This is a genomic window from Rhizobium sp. S163 (assembly GCF_030380805.1).
Lineage (GTDB): Bacteria > Pseudomonadota > Alphaproteobacteria > Rhizobiales > Rhizobiaceae > Rhizobium.
Map to the genome: position 1 here is coordinate 1 of NZ_JAUDSA010000014.1, position 15,198 is coordinate 15,198.

The following is a 15,198-nucleotide window of genomic DNA, read 5'->3' on the forward strand; positions in this document are numbered from 1 at the left end:
TGCCGAACGAATATTGCAAGGGTTTGCGGGCGTCCTTCAGGTCGATGGCTACGCGGGATATAATCGCTTGATCGCGCCAGATCGTGTCGGGTCCGACATCCGGCTGGCCTATTGCTGGGCGCATGCTCGGCGAAAGCTGGTCGAGATCACCCGCACCGGCTCGACGCCGATTGCCGAGGAAGGGGTGAAGCGGATCGGCGAACTCTATCGCATCGAGGCAGAGCTGCGCGGTCTCGACGCCGACGCCCGCCTCGCTGGAAGGCAGGCACGGTCAGCGCCGTTGGTCGCCGATATGCGGACATGGCTGACGCTTCATCGTTCCCGCGTCGCTGGAAAGTCGCCGCTCGGCGAAGCAATCGCCTATATCGCCAAATTCTGGGATGGCCTGTGTATCTTCCTGACCGACGGTCGCATCGAGATCGACAATAACAGCGTTGAGAGAACCATTCGGCCGATAGCGCTGAACCGCAAGAACTCTCTCTTCGCTGGCCACGATGCGGGAGCAGAGAACTGGGCAACCATCGCCTCGCTCATCGAAACGTGCAAGCTCAATGCGGTCGATCCGCTGGCCTACTTGACCACCACGCTCGCCTCCATCGTAAATGGCCACAAGCAGAGCCGGATTCACGAGCTTATGCCGTGGAATTACTCTGGGCAAACACATCCCTAAGGGTCTGCTGTCGGCCCTTAGCGGACTTCGAAAATTGTACTGATCTTCCTCATTATTCAGGCACCGGTCGCTGATAAAAGTACTTCCCGATTAAGCTGACGGTGAGAGACAGTGAAGTTCGTTCTGATTCTAGGTAAGTTGGTCAGGCGGAGCGCTTTCGCTGGATTAGTTGCTCTTCCTTTGTTCGGCTGTGCGGATTCGGAAGTCGCTGTGGTGCGCTATCGTGTCATTGCGACCGTGAATGTGGACCATAAGCTTGTTCAGGCATCTACGGTTATGGAGGCAAGATATGTTCGCGTAAAGAACAGTCTGTCTGGAGCGGGCGGCGCGACTCGGCTTTACGGCGAGGCTTTGATCTTCGATCTGCCAGGCGGGCGCAGCTTCTTTATCTTGCCAATTGAGCATTTGAAGACGGGCGAACTAAACCAGGTTTGGGAGACGGCCGTTCTGCGGTCACTAGGTGTTAAAAATAGCGTGGGGGGCTTGAGCGACGACGACCTTCACGTGATCTCTCAAGCATCTGGGCGGCTGCCATTTCAGTATTTTGGCCGACTGCCAGCCTTCGTATCGTTTCGAGATGAGCGACAACCAAAATCTATTTTTGAAATAAATCCCGTGGCGCTTGATAAGACCTTTTGGGGAGTAGAGTTCAAAAGTCTTGAGATTGAAACCACCAATGAACCAGTTAGCGACCGACTGCGGTCGCGCCTACCATGGTTAAACGCTGAGGGCCAAGTCTTCGAACGACCGAAAAGCGGCTTGGCGTCAAGCAGCGATCCTTTCATTGGACACCATATTACAAAGGCACATTTTTTTGGCGACGGGAGTAGATAAGGCTCCACGTGGCTGAGAGAAGTGCAAGGACCAAGTCCGGGCGGCGCAGCTCCGCGCTATGGCTGGCAAAAAACGTTCCCCTCCAGGAATTGCTAAGTCGTGCCCGAAGCGCGAGGGGAGCGCCTCCAGCGCTGCCCTGCTCCGTAGAACGACGCTACATTCTTTAGCGAAGATGTCCGCTGCTGGCGCATTGCGGCCGTCGATGTTGCAGCGGTAGCTCTCAGAACCGCCTACCGCGCTTGGTCAATATGGGAGGAAAACACCGCTTACGACCGAAAGAAGGTGGACCGAAAAGTGTGCGAGGCACTCATTCGGTCCGCCTCTTCGATGATCAACCGTGTGCATGGATGGCCGAGTGCCGATATGCTTCAGGTCACTGCTGGTTGAAGCCGGGCGTAAGGATCGGGGACACGTCGCCCGCTATTTTGCCGTCGCCGGCATCTGCTCTGCGGTTTCTGATGTATTCTGCAATGTCGCCGCCACATGCACGGTTGAGCTCGTCAGCAGAGTAGCCTGCAGCTTCAGCCTCGGCTCTCAGGAAGTCTGCCTGTTGTCCGACATCCGCGCCGTCGCCGAGGTTTACCTCGTCATTCACATTCTCATCGAGCCAGTCACTAATTTCCTTCATCGCATCCTCCACCATAGACGGGCGCAGCCAGCCGGCCGGCCTTGTATGCCGATAACGTCGGATGGAAGTGGAGGTTGCTTCGTCTGACTGCAGCTGTCCTAATTATTTTCTTCGGCGTCCTGACGAACGATTGCGTGGGCCGGATTGTGCGGAGAGTGGATGGCAAAGCCACGTCCAAGAGCCTAGGGCAGGGCAGGGCAGGGCAAGCGATTGCCGAATCGATCAAATCGATCTCCCAGACGTCAAGATTACCTGCGATGAACACTCAAGCCGTTGGCGCTGCTCAAGTTTCCCACGAGGCTGTGTGAAGACCTTGCCGTAGGGTCGCCCCATACACCTCAGCCTGTGATCGGCATTTGCTTGATCCGATCCCCGTGAGAGCTTTGGCATTCGAATGTCTGACAAAGCCTTTCGCGAAGTCGAGCGCTCGGCGCGAACCCAAGTGCCGAGCGCTGATATCCAGCATCCAGGATAGAGAGAGCGATCGTTGCCAACCCATCCTATTCTGATTTGGCTTTCCTCGCTGCCTCGGCCCAATTCTGGTAGGGGCGGCGAAACGTCGGTACGCGATCCGCAGCAGAAGGTAGCGTCTCGAACGGTTTATGCGGCTCGGATTGATACCAGAAAGCCACGGAAGAAATGTCATCCGAGCGCCGGTTGGCATGACCGTGTTCGATTGTCACGCGGATCTGCCTTTGAAAGATCGCCGGATCTTCGATGTGCCAGCGATATAGCGACACAGGCTCTGTCCAGTTGGGTCCGCCAGCGGCAATGATGCCGTGATAGGGAGCGCTGTATTCCTGCGTCGGGCACCAGGCAGTGTTGAAATAATCCTCAGTTCCGGTTCCGTGAAGCGTCGGCGGCCAGGCGTCGTTGGCACCTTGAGAACTGACATCGCGGGGCTCAATCAGCGTAGCCTTCGGCCCGATCCGCGGATCTGGCTTTCTTATGGTGTCAGGCACAGACATCCCCGGCTCGCCGTCGATGAAGATCATATCGTCTCCTTCGCCATACCAATCCCAGACATCGGAACGGCGACGGGAATATACGCTGAACAGAACACCCACGTAGTGTCCCTGACCTTCTGCGTCGAGAATGGTGTAGTTCCCCGAACCATCGGTGGTCTCTCCGCCGAACAGAAACTGCTCGTTGGTCAGACCGCTCTCGCTTTCGCCCTCGGGTCGGGCCTGGCGATACTGGGCATGGAAGCGGCCGAACCCGTCTTCAAGTTGGTCATGAAGTTCCAGGTCGATGTAATAGTAGAAGAGAAGGTCATCCTCGGCTTCGTTGGTGATGGTGAACTTCATGTGGCTTGAAAAGGGCATCGGGAAATAGCAGTTGAACGCCTTGCCATCCTCGGGGCTCGCCTGCATCGGCAGGCTGGCATAATTGGCCGTCCGCCCATGCCCCATGCCGAAGAAATCACCGATTGGTGCTTCGATACTGGGGTTTGCTTCTCCATCCCAGTAAGCGCGTAATACGATCTTGCGCAGGAAGCTCTCGCTTTCACAGGCAAGCGTTGCCCAGATATGTGTGACGATACCTGCGCCGGCGTGTTCGCCGATCACCACTGTCTTTCCGGGCTCGATGTGCAACCGATCGTCGTTTCCTCCCGTTCGATCGTAGCTCGAAAAACGGCGTGTCTTGGCTGTTCTCAGCTTGGCGAGGCCGCGGAGCGGCGAGATGCCGGCTTGGGTCATTGAAATCTCCTCTTGGAATGAGAAAGCTATTTGAGGCCGCTCGTCTTTAGCGAATCCATGATCTGTCGCTGGAAGATGACGAAGAGGACGAGAGTGGGGATCGCCACGATGGTTGATGCCGCCATCATGTAGTTCCACGATGCGGAATACTGGCTCTTGAAATTTGCAATCCCCACCTGAACCACCCACAGATCGGGCTTGGAGGCGATCGTCAACGGCCACAGGAATGCGTTCCAGTTCGCCAGGAAAAACAGGATCGCCAAAGCCGACATGATTGGACGGCTGAGTGGCAGGATGATGCTCCAATATATGCGCCAGTGACCGGCGCCATCGACGACGGCGGCTTCTTCGATCTCGCGTGGCAGCGAAAGGTAGTACTGTCTTAGTAGGAAGATACCGAAGGCGTTAAAGATTGCCGGAATGATCAGTCCGGCATAGGTGTTCAACATGCCCATTGCCCTGACAATGACGAACAAGGGCACGATGATGACGGGTAGCGACACCAGGAAGGTTGAGAAAATCGCTAGGAAGATGAGTTCGCGGCCGGGGAAGCGCAATCGGGCAAGCGCGTAACCGGCCATCGTGTGAAAGAACAATGCAACGACCGTGACGGTCGCAGAGACAAAGAAGCTGTTCAGCATGTAGCGCACGAACGGCACGCCGGTCAGGACGTAGGTAAAGTTCTCAAATGTCGGCTGTGACGGGATGAGATTTGCAGAGAAGGATTCAGCCGGCGTCTTGAATGCAATCGACACCATCCACAGAAGCGGAAACAGCGTCATTAGTGCAAGTACTGCGGTCACGGCCATCCAGACAATGCGCACCAGCGTCACTTGGGATCGTGTGGAATATGAATAGGTGTTTTGCCTAGTCATGGTCGAAACGGCCTCCTTTCGTCATGACGAAGAAGATTGCGGTCACAAGCATCAAAACGACCACCAGAATCGACGACATTGCAGCCGCGTAGCCGAATGCGCCGAACGCGAAGGCCTGTTGATAGATGTAGACAATCAGAACTGACGTCGAGTTGGCCGGCCCGCCCTTGGTCATAACGTAGATGATATCGAAGGCTTGGGAACCGGCGACAGCCGCAACCATCGAAACCATGATCACGAAGAAGCTCGTTGGTTTCAAAAGCGGGAGCGTGATGTACCAGAAGCAGGCGACCGGGCCCGCGCCGTCGATGGTGGCGGCCTCATAATATTCCCGCGGTATGTCCTGGAGGCCGCCGAGAAAGATCAGCATGTAAAAGCCCATCAGAAACCACAGGCTGACGAAAACGACGGTCAGCAGAGCAAACTGCGGATCGCCGAGAAAGGAAATACCATCGATTCCCAGGAAAGGCGTAACCTTGTTGATGACGCCGATCTTGTCGACCACCATGAATTGCCAGACGAGCGCCACCACGACAAGGCTCACCATGTGAGGGGCAAAGAACATCGAGCGCATGACAGCATTGAAGCGGTTGGTTTTTTGCACCAGAAGTGCAAGTCCGAGACCGCAACCATAAAGAAGAGGCACCAGGATTGCCGCATAAAGCGCTGTGACCCGCGCAGACGACCAGAATAGCGGATCGTGGGCCATTCGCACAAAGTTGGCCATGCCCACGAAGCGATAACCGCCAAAGCCGTTGACTTCATAGAGCGCGAGAAACAACGATAAAGCCATCGGCAGGCCGAGAAACACGAGCAACCCGATCGCGTCAGGGGCGACGAAGAGGTACCCAGCGATCCATTCCCGGTGCTTGGCCGACAAGCCTTTATGCGCCTTGGGCCGGCGCTGGTTTGTCCTGGTGCCTATATCCATAATTGACATCTCTTGAATGTCCTCTTGAATGACCGCCGCACGTTTTGGAGGCGTACGGCGGTTGCCTTTCGACTAGAGGATCGGGGCGCCGCTGTAAGACGCAAGGAAGGCGTCGAGCTGCTGGGATGCAGCCGTTTCCGTTTGTTGCGGATCCGCACCGCCAAGCTGGGTCTGCTGGATAGCGTCGGAGATGATCTTGTAGACTTCCGGCGGAACGCGTGGTTCTGCTCGCGTACCGGGGTGGATGTTCTTGGCGAAGATCCCGATATTGCCTTTCTCAAAGGCATCGCCACCGGCCTTCAATGCGCTGTTGCGCGGCGGCATGTCGGACTTTGCCTTTGTGCACCAGTCGGCGACACGCTGAACCGATCCCTTGTCCATCGATGCCAACGCCCAGGCGCAGAACTGCGCAGCCGCATCGGGGTTCTTGCTTTTGGCATTGGCAACAAAGGCCCAGCCACCCCCGACGGTCAAATATTTGCCGTTTGCAGGCGTCGGCAGCTTGAAGACGCCGTACTTGAAGTCCTTGGCATTTCCGGCGAGCTGAGAGATGCCCCAGATACCGACGTTTTGAATGGCGCAGTAGCCGGCCGCAAGATTGGCAACAGTGTCGTTTGCGCCGTTTCCAAGCACCTGGCGTGGCGCTGCACCACTCTTGACGGCATCTTGCCAGAACTTCAGCGCCTGAACGGTCGCAGGAGAGTCAAACGCGCTCTTGCCATCCTTTCCCTGGAACTCGCCGCCGCCTTGCCAGAGGAAAGGATACCAGGTGAAATTCTGGTAGTAGCCCGGCTGTGTCTCAAATAGCACGCCGTACCGATTGGGTGTCGTCAGCTTCTTGGCGACTTCAAGCAGCTCGTCCCAGGTCTTCGGGACGTCATTCTCGTTGAGCCCCGCTTCCTCAAATGCCTTGACCGAGTAGTACATAGCCATTGGCTCGACTTCCATGGGGATGCCATAGATCTTCCCGTCGACCATCCGGTTGGCAATTACGCTTTCCGGGAAATCGGCTTTCGTTGAATCGTCGATATGGGGTGTCAGATCCTGAAGGACGCCGCCATTGTAGTAGCGCAGAAAGTCGCCAGGCGAGATGAGAAAGACGTCCGGCCCTTCGCCTGAAGCAAAGGATGTCGCGAGTTTCGGGCCATTGATATATTCCGCGTTCGGAACGTATTCGAGTTCGACCTTCTGGTCGTGGCTGTCATTCCAGTCGCTGATCATCTTCGTGAACCAGTCGACCTGACTGGCCACCTGGCCGCCCGGCGCGTAGAACTGCCAGAACTTCAAGGGAGCTTCCTGGGCGCGCACCGCCAGTCTATTGATGTACGGGAAGCCGCCTATGCTCGCTGCAAGCCCGGTTCCCGCGATCAATGCACTGCGCTTGATCAGATGACGGCGCGAAATACCAAATCGTTCGTTCTTGGTGTCAGTCATTTTTATCCTCCCATAATGACCTGGCGGATCCGGCTCCTCATCCGGTCCGCGTGAACCAATTCCTCATGCGGTATCGAAAGGCTGAAGATCGCAGGCTATGACCTCGGAACGCGCGGGTCCGTCGTATTTTCCAGAAAGGCGTTCCAGCAACATCTCGGTCGCGCGTTGCGCCAGCACAGATGGCGAGCGACCAACACGGGTCAACTTGGGCCTCACATATTCAAGCTGCGCCTGATCGCCGAACACGGCCACCGCCATGTCGCGTGGGATGCTTATCCCGCGATCGTAAAATTCAGCGAGCGCTGCAGAAGCCATCAGAAAGTTCGCAAAGAATACCAATGAGGGAAGGTCATCGCCGTGGCGATCGAGAAGCCACTCGACTGCTGCCTTGCCTGAAGGGGCGAGATAAGTACCTTCGAACCGAAGGTCGTCGATGGGATCAACGCCACCGTCGCGCAATCCTTGTTCGAAACCCTCAGCCCTCGCCATCGCTTCGGCGAAGAATGATGGGCCGGTCACGTGGGCGACCCGCCGATGGCCTTTTGAGGCGACATACTCTCCCATCAGTCGACCTCCGCCGAAGTCGTCGATCTTGAGGTTGTCTACGGCCTGATTTGGCAGGTCGCCGATGAAGACCGTTGGAATGTCGATGTTGACGAGGTCGCTATGCATGCCGTGCAACGCGAAATCGCCGACGATCAGGCCGTCAATCCGGCGGTTGCGGATTTGACGCATATATTCGCGACTGTGTTCCTGGGAGTGGCCGCCCGGCACATCGGTGTTGAAGATCAGCATGTCCAGACCAGCCGTCTCAAGCTCCGATTGTGCGGTCTTGACGAGTTCTGGATAAAAAGGGTTGCGGATATCCGGGATCAGCATTGCCACAAGATTGGTCCGCCCGGTTCGCAGGGACTGAGCCTGAGGGTTTGGCACGTATCCGAGTTCTTCGATGGCGACCAGCACGCGTTCTCGCAGAGACTGAGAAACTCGATCAGCATGGTTCAACACGTGCGACACCGTCGTCGGCGATACTCCAGCTCGTTTTGCGACCTTCGCGATTGTGCTCATGAGATGAGTAAAACATAGAAAAAATCGATTTGCAAATCGATTTGCAATCTAAGAATGGCTGAGCTTGGGATGCGGTTGATAGCCCGGCCGCTCGATGTGTTTACGAGCCTACGGAGCCAGCTTCGGATTGACGCCGCGCCATTTCTAGTGTGGTTCGATGATAAGCACGGCCGCATTTCCCACGCCGGGGACACCAAATTGCGCGCCACGCTTCACCCGCTGAGGATTCAATGTTCAAGCGATTGATTGGGTGGAAGCGATTATGGAGCTCACAGTGAAAGGGGCTCAAGGAGCTCCCGGCCGCCGCCGCACGCATCGTCGCCTGGTCAGGCCGCTGCCCTCAGATCGAAGTTAGCGTGGATCACGTCGTAGGGAACGCAGACCTTCCCATCCTCTGTTAGCTGGAAAATACCCCATTCGGACAGCAACGAAACGTCATCATGAACGCGTTTCACATCCCGCTCAACGGACCGAGCAAGCCCGCGTATGCTGGACGGACCAATCTTTTGAAGGTGCTCGATCAGTTCCCACCTCTTGGGCGAGATAATGGAAAAGAGCTGTGCCGGCGACGAGAACGTAAAGACCGCCACTGGGTCAGAGGGATGTCCAGAACGCATTGCACCAGCAGCCCTATCGAAGATTTCGTCCAGTACAGCGTCACTGTCTGCCCGGATCTGGATCAAGGCTTCTCTCATGTTAACCGCCTCCTCTTGACAATCTCCCTTCGAAAATCGGACAGGAGGGTACTGGTTGTCGTAAACAGATAAGGGATCTCGTCACCATCAACGTGACAATGATCGCCCTTGCCTCGTTCATTATCGAACCCACGACACGTTGCCCGTCCTGACCGTAAAACAGTCTGTACTTGAACTAATGGGCACTGCCGGGAACTGGCTCCGGCACCTTCCAAATAACGATCGCGACGATCGCTCCGTCGGGCAGCACAGTCTTGGAACGTTCTATAAGGATCGCTGCAACCATCTCATCATGCCATTGTCCAGATGCGTTGGCAACAAAGCCAACGCCATTCGAACAAATGAATGCTTGATGGGTCGCCGCCGGGTGGCAGGCGAGTTGATTCATGGTTCACATCGCTCACTCCCGGCCGTTTATGCGTGATATGTCGATCCTCATTTCGGCGTTTTCAGGATAAGCGAAGGCTTCTCGCTCTGACGTATTGCTCGAGCTGGCTCCGGCCTCTTCCTCCTCACTGCGGCCAACGCTCGGGGAAACCTGAGCGTCGCCGGCGACATCTTCAGCTTGAAACACGTTGTCGCCTTCAAACCTTCCGCTCCGCCAGGCGTAGATTGCATCCTCGAACACCTGCGGGAAGACATCGTCTCTGGGGTTGCCATACCATTTGGCAACGATGCGCAGCACCTTGGCAAACATTGCCGTACCAACTTTCAGGTTCTTGCAGGGATCGACCAGATCGGATTGAAGCTGCGCCGGATCGTTCAAGCCGACGCCTGCGGGCAGCTGCGTCAAACCTACGCGGACGACCGCATGGCCAACATTTTCACGGATGATCCCAAGAGCCTCCTCGGCAGTCTTCGGCTTCGGAAAAAGTATCAGCCGGCTTCCGGCCTTGACCGTAACAGCAAGGGGATCCTTTGAGCCGGCGGCGTTGATGAACTGCTCAACGATGGCGGGTTTAAGCGATCGATCGGAACATTCCTTGATGAGTGCGGCGTCCAGCATCAACGGCTCCTCTGCTACATGTTGAAGGACAAGACGAGAGGCTTTGCAAAGAGGCGTGACCAGGCAACGGCACTGGCGCGCTGTATGGCGACGATGGTGGTGCCTCTGGTCCACCAGCCGTTACCGACAGCAACGAACTCCTCCGGGTCGTAGAGCATTGACTGGATGATCGGCCAAACGATCAGGAGCTCGTAGCAAATGAGTATGACTGCCCGCGAGCCTGCGACCTCGGTAATCGGGTTTGCAAAGAGATGGGCCTGTGCTCCACCAATCTCTCCAGTCAGCACCAGCCAGGGCTGCCACATCGATCCCGGGACAGGCATTCGCTGACGGTAGGCAATGCGCCCTCCGTCGGCGGAAATTTCTACAAGCACGTTGTCATAGCCGTGCTCATCGATCGCAGTGGCGCCAGCCAGCACCCGCAAACCGGATCCGCGCAATGCGCGAACCCAAAGCCGCTCGACCGTTGGGTTCCAAAAGCCGATCGCGCTTTCAGGGAGGATGACGACATCACGATCCGAACGTCCAGCCGCCTTCGCTTCTCTGACGAGCAGGTAATGCCGGCCTGGATCAAATTTGCGCCCCAGCGATGAACCAAGTAACAGGTCGACACCTTGCCAGGCGGTTGGTCGGTCAGGTGTCGTCCAATTCATGGCGGACCAGAGCCACAAGCCGGTCATGGTGACGCTTGCAACCAGGCGAAGCCTGGTCGTCATGGCGACAAGACCTGCGGCCATCGCAACTAACCCCGTCCATCCCCACGCAGGAAAAACAATGCCGGCTGCCGTCAGGGGATGAGCCCAGCCGAGTATGCCGAAAGGTGGCACTGCCATCAAAAGCATGATTGCGCCGTAGCGGCTCGCGCGCCGGACGCCGGATCTGGGCGTCCAGAAGAGTGCGTGGATGGCGACAAATCCCGAGGAAGCCGTCAGCCACAGCAAAAAGCCTGGCAGGAGATCCGCGCCATAGTACGCTGCGACACCCTGCGGAAGCCCGCGCGACGCCGCCAGAAAATATGCGGCAGAAACTGCGGCGGCCATAAGCCTGTTTCGCGTGAGCGACCAGATCATCGGGAAGGCCATCGACAATGGAAGAGCCAACGGCTCGCCACTCCAGGCGACCATGCCGGTGACGATTGCCGATGCGACCAGTGCCACGTCGAAAAGATGTTCACGGCGCATAGGTGAGCACCTCCGATGCAAATCCGAGGATGCCAGACGCTGGAACCGGCCCGAAATATCGGGAATCGAACGATCCTGCGAAGCTCGAATGGATGAACACCTGTCCTGCCGGGACCGTCCCTCCAGCGAAGGCGCTTAGTATCCGACCCTTGCCGTCTTTAGAAGCCAGCGACGAGTGCGGCAGTTCCCGTCCGTCGATGTGCACATGCCGGCCGATGTCGATCCTCTGGCCGGAGGTCGCTGCGATCGCCTTGATCAGCGGAGCATAGCCGCCCGGGCAAAGTCCGGCTCGCAGGTATCCGCGGCCGCGTGCCTCTGCCATGTCAGCGGTCTGTGGCGGGCAGACGAAGACCAAATCGCCGACCTTGACTGGTCGCACGAGCGGATGAATGCGCCAGATGCCGAGCGGTTCGCTCGGGGTAAAATTGATGCGAAGGTCAAGCGTGAAGGCCAAAGCACTCGCGGCAGCCGGGATCGAGATGAGGAGAAGGGCGATCCGGGGCCTCCGCCTTGATCTCAGTGTGGCGTTGGACTGGGTGGCAAGGCTTCTCATTTCAGTAAGAGACCCTTAGCGCTTGCCTGGCGCATTGCTTCAGACTGCCTGACTGCCTCGGTCGCCCGTTCATGGACGCCCAACTGCTGAACGGTGCGCATGACACTCCAGGCCGATTGGACTTCCGACTTTTGCGTTTCGTGCATCGTGGCAGTGAGCGCCCGACAGGCCTCACCGTTGGCCGCGTTTGCCGCAATGCCCAGGAAGGTTCGTTCGCCGAACCGGTCTGCGACGGCTTTCGCAAAGCCATCGAGTTCCGCTTTCACCATCTTGTCGGCAAGCGCATATTCAAGCCGCGCGGGCAGGTCGTTACGGTCGATGGCGTCGCGGACACGTTCAAGCGCCGATCTTGCACTCGCCGACAGTGCCGGTATGTCGATCGACATGGTCCTACGGGTCGCGTGCTCTTCTGCCCGATACTTCCGCTCGGCCGCCGCCCGCATCTCGATGAAGCGCTCGAGGTTGCGCGACAGGGCAGGCACGTTGGAAAGAGCGACCTCGCGCGCCTTCCGCTCGGCCTTGCCTGCGAACATTCGGGTCTGCCCCTTCAGCGCGCCGAAGCTTTGCGGCTCGTTGGCGATGCTAAACAGGATAGAGGCGGCCAAAGCATCGTCGGTCAGCATCGCATCGACGTTGATGGCCCTGAACGCAGCATCCGGCCGGGCATAGACCAGATGAAAGCGGGTGGAAACATCCTCCCACTGCTTCTGGAGTGCGGGGTCAGCCGCAAGTCTGTCCTCGACAGACTGTTCGATCGATTTCGGAAAGGTCGTGATGCCTGACACCATCGGTCTTGCGCTCCTGGTCGTGTTCGCGGACTGGTTTCTGGAAGACGAGGCGACAACGCCAAGCCGAACGCCAACGGCGGCAAGTCGCAGGCCAAGATCGGCAAGGCTCCGCTTCTGGCGCAGCGTCCATTCGAGACGGTCGCGAACAAGCGTGCGGGCGACATTGACCAGATGCAGACCTCGGGCTTCGGCAAACTGCAGCGCCTGGCGGTAAAAGCCACGATCGGCATAGTCGAGCGTCGTCTCTTTGGCGTTCTTCCGCGACAGCAGTTGGACAAGCCCACCAGCCTTGGCGAATGATCGCTCGCTGAAATAGACGTCGAGATCCTGGCGGTGACGGGTCATGGCAACATAGGTCAGGTGTCGATCGAGCGAGAGGGAGGCGAGGACCTTGACCTGATCGACCGTTGCACCCTGGCTCTTGTGAATCGTGGTCGCGTAGCCATGATCGATATTGTTGTAGAAGCGCTCTTCGACGGTGATCTGGCGCTGATCGTTGCCTCCACCGAAACCGACGACGATGCGACCGGCACCAGCCTCGATGACCTTGCCCAACATGCCGTTCTTGACGCCGAGCTTGCCTTCGTTCTTCAGGAACACGATCTGGTCTCCGGCAGCAAACGTCCTCAAGCCGTCGGCGGTCTTGAATGCAGAGCCTTCATTGACCAGGCCGCGCTCGACGAGCTTTTGGCGTGCCAACTCGTTCAGTTTGCGGACGTCGCGGCGCAGGTGCGCAAGGATCAGCGAGGACTTCGCAGGATCATAATCGCGGTCCCAGTCGGCAATCAGATTTGAGATTGCGTCAGTCTTGAGCTTCGCGCCAATCAGTCTTCCTTGCGATCGATAGGCTTCCAGCGCGCGAGCCACATTACCGCGGGCAAGGCAAAGCGAGGCATCCCGCATCCATTGCTCGCGCTGCCGGTAAATCGTCTCGATTTCGCTATAACCGATGCGATCGCATATCGCCCGGAAAGCGGCCCCCGCCTCGATCGGCTGAAGCTGTTCGGGATCGCCGACAAGGACCAGCTTGGCGCCGTTCTTCGCAACGGTCTCGACGAGATCACCCATTTGACGTGAGGAGACCATTCCGGCTTCATCGAGAACAAAGATCGTCTTGCCGTCGAGTTTGTTGCGGTCCTGTTTCCATCGCAGTTCCCAGGAGGACAATGTACGGGATCTGATCCCTGCCTCCTTCTCCAGCCCCTCGGCCGCCTTACCGGCAAGAGCACCGCCGACGACACGGTATCCGCAAGCTTCCCACGCCTCTCGTGCCGCCTTCATCATCGTCGTCTTGCCAGCGCCGGCACGGCCAATGACGGCTGCAACCCGTTCGCCGCCTGCCACATGCTCAATTGCCGTCCTCTGTTCGTCTGAGAGTTGCTGATGGCGTGCCAGGACGGTTTCCAGCGCCACTTTGCGCACGCCGTGCGAGAACTGCTTCGAAAGCCAGATCGCGCGGTTGGCCATTTCTGCTTCAAGGCGGATGAGCTCTCTGGTCGTGTATTTCGCAGGTATGCGCTGTCCAGCGGAAAAGTCGATGCGCTCGCGATCGAGCCTCAGTGTCTGTGGGTCCTGGAGGATGCGAACCATCAGGTTTTGGAAAAGCACAGCGTCATCGATGTAGCGATGAAGTACCTTCGTCACGTCTCGTTCGTCGAAAACACTTCTTTCGCGGGTGATGAGGTCGAGAACGATGCCGGGTTTGAGCGCGATGCGCCGGGCGTTTTCTGCCCGCAGCTCCTTCTGTAGATCGCACCGTTCGAGCAGGACTTGCTTGCCCGTTTCATGAGCCTTGCGTTCAATCGCCCTTGTTGCAACACCAAGATGGATGGTGGGTGACAGATCGATGCCCTGTTTCTCGAAGGATCGGCCGTCGATACGGATGTCGAGGCCTGCAAGGGCAAGATGCCTGTTCTGGCAGGCAAACCAGCCGTCACGAAGCGCGTTAAATTCCATGAGGCCACCGGCCCATAGCTCATAGACGATCTTGCCGGCCTCGCTTCGCAGCGGATTTCCTCGAGCGTCAAGAACCGGAACCTTTTTCGCGCCGAAGCCATCTTCGGTGAGCGGCCTCAACGTTGTCATCATATGCACATGCGGATTGCCGGGAGCATCATGACAGACCCAATCGGCAATCATTCCCCGGGTGGTGACATGGCAATCGACGAAGTCACGCACGAGGGCGATGTTCTGCTTTACGTCGAGCTCTCGCGGCAAGGCGATCGTGAGGTCCTTGGCGAGCTGCGCGTCCTGGCGCCTTTCGAAGTCTTCGAGCTTGTTCCAGAACCGCTCGGAGGCAGCAGCAACCGGTTGACCGGCAACCAGATCCTTCAGCCATTCGGGCGCGTTGGGCGGAACCGCGAACTCCTGGTGGATCAGACCCTGCTTTCGAGAATAGTCGACCAGCAGTCCCTCCCGCTCGAACGTCATCTTTGCACAATGCCGGTATGCCGCCGACAGGACCGCACTGCGGCCGGAGCTGCGTGCGACGACGTTGACGGAAAAATGCGGGACAGGCACGGAGGCGGCTCCTGATTGCATAAGAGATCCAGGCGTTTGTCGCGAGCGGTGAAGGCGATGGCTCGGCAATGGCCGGGCGACGGCAAGATGAGCGTGCCCATCCGAGCTGAGGCGCTTGAGGCAGACAATTTACGGCGAAGGAATGAGGCAGAGCGCCGTGGTGGTCAGCTCCAATCACGACTTTCAGATCCGCTCCTTCGAGACGCAATGGATCATGCCCCTCCGGGTTGATTGCGCCAACCCACACATCTGCGAGTAGAACGGCACGCTGATCTACGGGACTGTCATGCCGCTCAAACCAGAAGCGCCACGAAA

General features: G+C 57.7%; 14 protein-coding genes. 2 read left to right on the top strand and 12 right to left on the bottom strand.

What is annotated here, in order from left to right; translation table 11 throughout:
• Positions 1-670: IS66 family transposase (locus tag QTL96_RS12840; protein ID WP_289727910.1), on the top strand; the 670-nt coding region annotated here is incomplete at its 5' end.
• A gap of 111 nt (positions 671-781) precedes the next feature.
• Complete coding sequence (locus tag QTL96_RS12845) at positions 782-1,504, top strand: hypothetical protein (protein WP_289727911.1); 723 nt, start codon at positions 782-784, stop codon at positions 1,502-1,504.
• A gap of 373 nt (positions 1,505-1,877) precedes the next feature.
• Here the strand turns inward: QTL96_RS12845 and QTL96_RS12850 are convergent, their stop codons facing one another.
• The 12 genes from QTL96_RS12850 to traA form a co-directional block, all read right to left on the bottom strand.
• Entirely contained in the window at positions 1,878-2,132 is a 255-nt protein-coding gene (locus QTL96_RS12850; RefSeq protein WP_289727912.1) for a hypothetical protein, read from the bottom strand.
• A gap of 500 nt (positions 2,133-2,632) precedes the next feature.
• Entirely contained in the window at positions 2,633-3,832 is a 1,200-nt protein-coding gene (locus QTL96_RS12855) for a glycoside hydrolase family 172 protein (protein ID WP_289727913.1), read from the bottom strand.
• Between the two features lie 26 nt (positions 3,833-3,858).
• A complete protein-coding gene (locus tag QTL96_RS12860; RefSeq protein WP_289727914.1) occupies positions 3,859-4,707 on the bottom strand; it encodes a carbohydrate ABC transporter permease in 849 nt (282 codons plus the stop codon).
• Entirely contained in the window at positions 4,700-5,638 is a 939-nt protein-coding gene (locus tag QTL96_RS12865; RefSeq protein ID WP_289727915.1) for a sugar ABC transporter permease, read from the bottom strand. Before QTL96_RS12865 ends, QTL96_RS12860 begins: the two co-directional genes overlap by 8 nt.
• 72 nt (positions 5,639-5,710) lie before the next feature.
• Positions 5,711-7,072 carry a sugar ABC transporter substrate-binding protein gene (locus tag QTL96_RS12870; protein ID WP_289727916.1) on the bottom strand — a complete coding sequence of 454 codons (1,362 nt, stop codon included), beginning with the start codon at positions 7,070-7,072 and terminating at the stop codon, positions 5,711-5,713.
• Between the two features lie 63 nt (positions 7,073-7,135).
• A complete protein-coding gene (locus QTL96_RS12875; RefSeq protein WP_289727917.1) occupies positions 7,136-8,140 on the bottom strand; it encodes a LacI family DNA-binding transcriptional regulator in 1,005 nt (334 codons plus the stop codon).
• 326 nt (positions 8,141-8,466) lie between these two features.
• Positions 8,467-8,835 carry a transcriptional regulator gene (locus QTL96_RS12880; RefSeq protein WP_289727918.1) on the bottom strand — a complete coding sequence of 123 codons (369 nt, stop codon included), beginning with the start codon at positions 8,833-8,835 and terminating at the stop codon, positions 8,467-8,469.
• A 175-nt stretch (positions 8,836-9,010) separates the two neighbouring features.
• On the bottom strand, positions 9,011-9,223 hold the full coding sequence (locus tag QTL96_RS12885; protein ID WP_289727919.1) for a hypothetical protein: 213 nt from the start codon (positions 9,221-9,223) through the stop codon (positions 9,011-9,013).
• Between the two features lie 12 nt (positions 9,224-9,235).
• Positions 9,236-9,841 (bottom strand): TraH family protein, encoded by a 606-nt coding sequence (locus tag QTL96_RS12890; protein WP_289727920.1) that lies wholly within the window; start codon positions 9,839-9,841, stop codon positions 9,236-9,238.
• Positions 9,842-9,855: 14 nt separating this feature from the next.
• A complete protein-coding gene (locus tag QTL96_RS12895; RefSeq protein ID WP_289727921.1) occupies positions 9,856-11,022 on the bottom strand; it encodes a conjugal transfer protein TraB in 1,167 nt (388 codons plus the stop codon).
• Positions 11,012-11,575 carry a conjugative transfer signal peptidase TraF gene (gene traF / locus QTL96_RS12900; protein ID WP_289727922.1) on the bottom strand — a complete coding sequence of 188 codons (564 nt, stop codon included), beginning with the start codon at positions 11,573-11,575 and terminating at the stop codon, positions 11,012-11,014. Before traF ends, QTL96_RS12895 begins: the two co-directional genes overlap by 11 nt.
• Positions 11,572-14,883: a Ti-type conjugative transfer relaxase TraA gene (gene traA / locus QTL96_RS12905; RefSeq protein ID WP_289727923.1), complete on the bottom strand. Its 3,312-nt coding sequence runs from the start codon at positions 14,881-14,883 to the stop codon at positions 11,572-11,574. The genes traF and traA overlap by 4 nt, the downstream gene beginning before the upstream one ends.
• Between the last annotated feature and the right edge of the window lie 315 nt (positions 14,884-15,198).

What these genes read in the sequence shown, in the direction of transcription:
- QTL96_RS12865 (WP_289727915.1), bottom strand. Translation starts at nt 5,638, where the DNA reads ATGGATATAGGCACCAGGACAAACCAGCGCCGGCCCAAGGCGCATAAA.
- QTL96_RS12855 (WP_289727913.1), bottom strand. Translation starts at nt 3,832, where the DNA reads ATGACCCAAGCCGGCATCTCGCCGCTCCGCGGCCTCGCCAAGCTGAGA.
- QTL96_RS12850 (WP_289727912.1), bottom strand. Translation starts at nt 2,132, where the DNA reads ATGAAGGAAATTAGTGACTGGCTCGATGAGAATGTGAATGACGAGGTA.
- QTL96_RS12880 (WP_289727918.1), bottom strand. Translation starts at nt 8,835, where the DNA reads ATGAGAGAAGCCTTGATCCAGATCCGGGCAGACAGTGACGCTGTACTG.
- QTL96_RS12860 (WP_289727914.1), bottom strand. Translation starts at nt 4,707, where the DNA reads ATGACTAGGCAAAACACCTATTCATATTCCACACGATCCCAAGTGACG.
- QTL96_RS12885 (WP_289727919.1), bottom strand. Translation starts at nt 9,223, where the DNA reads ATGAATCAACTCGCCTGCCACCCGGCGGCGACCCATCAAGCATTCATT.
- QTL96_RS12890 (WP_289727920.1), bottom strand. Translation starts at nt 9,841, where the DNA reads ATGCTGGACGCCGCACTCATCAAGGAATGTTCCGATCGATCGCTTAAA.
- traF (WP_289727922.1), bottom strand. Translation starts at nt 11,575, where the DNA reads ATGAGAAGCCTTGCCACCCAGTCCAACGCCACACTGAGATCAAGGCGG.
- QTL96_RS12895 (WP_289727921.1), bottom strand. Translation starts at nt 11,022, where the DNA reads ATGCGCCGTGAACATCTTTTCGACGTGGCACTGGTCGCATCGGCAATC.
- QTL96_RS12875 (WP_289727917.1), bottom strand. Translation starts at nt 8,140, where the DNA reads ATGAGCACAATCGCGAAGGTCGCAAAACGAGCTGGAGTATCGCCGACG.
- QTL96_RS12870 (WP_289727916.1), bottom strand. Translation starts at nt 7,072, where the DNA reads ATGACTGACACCAAGAACGAACGATTTGGTATTTCGCGCCGTCATCTG.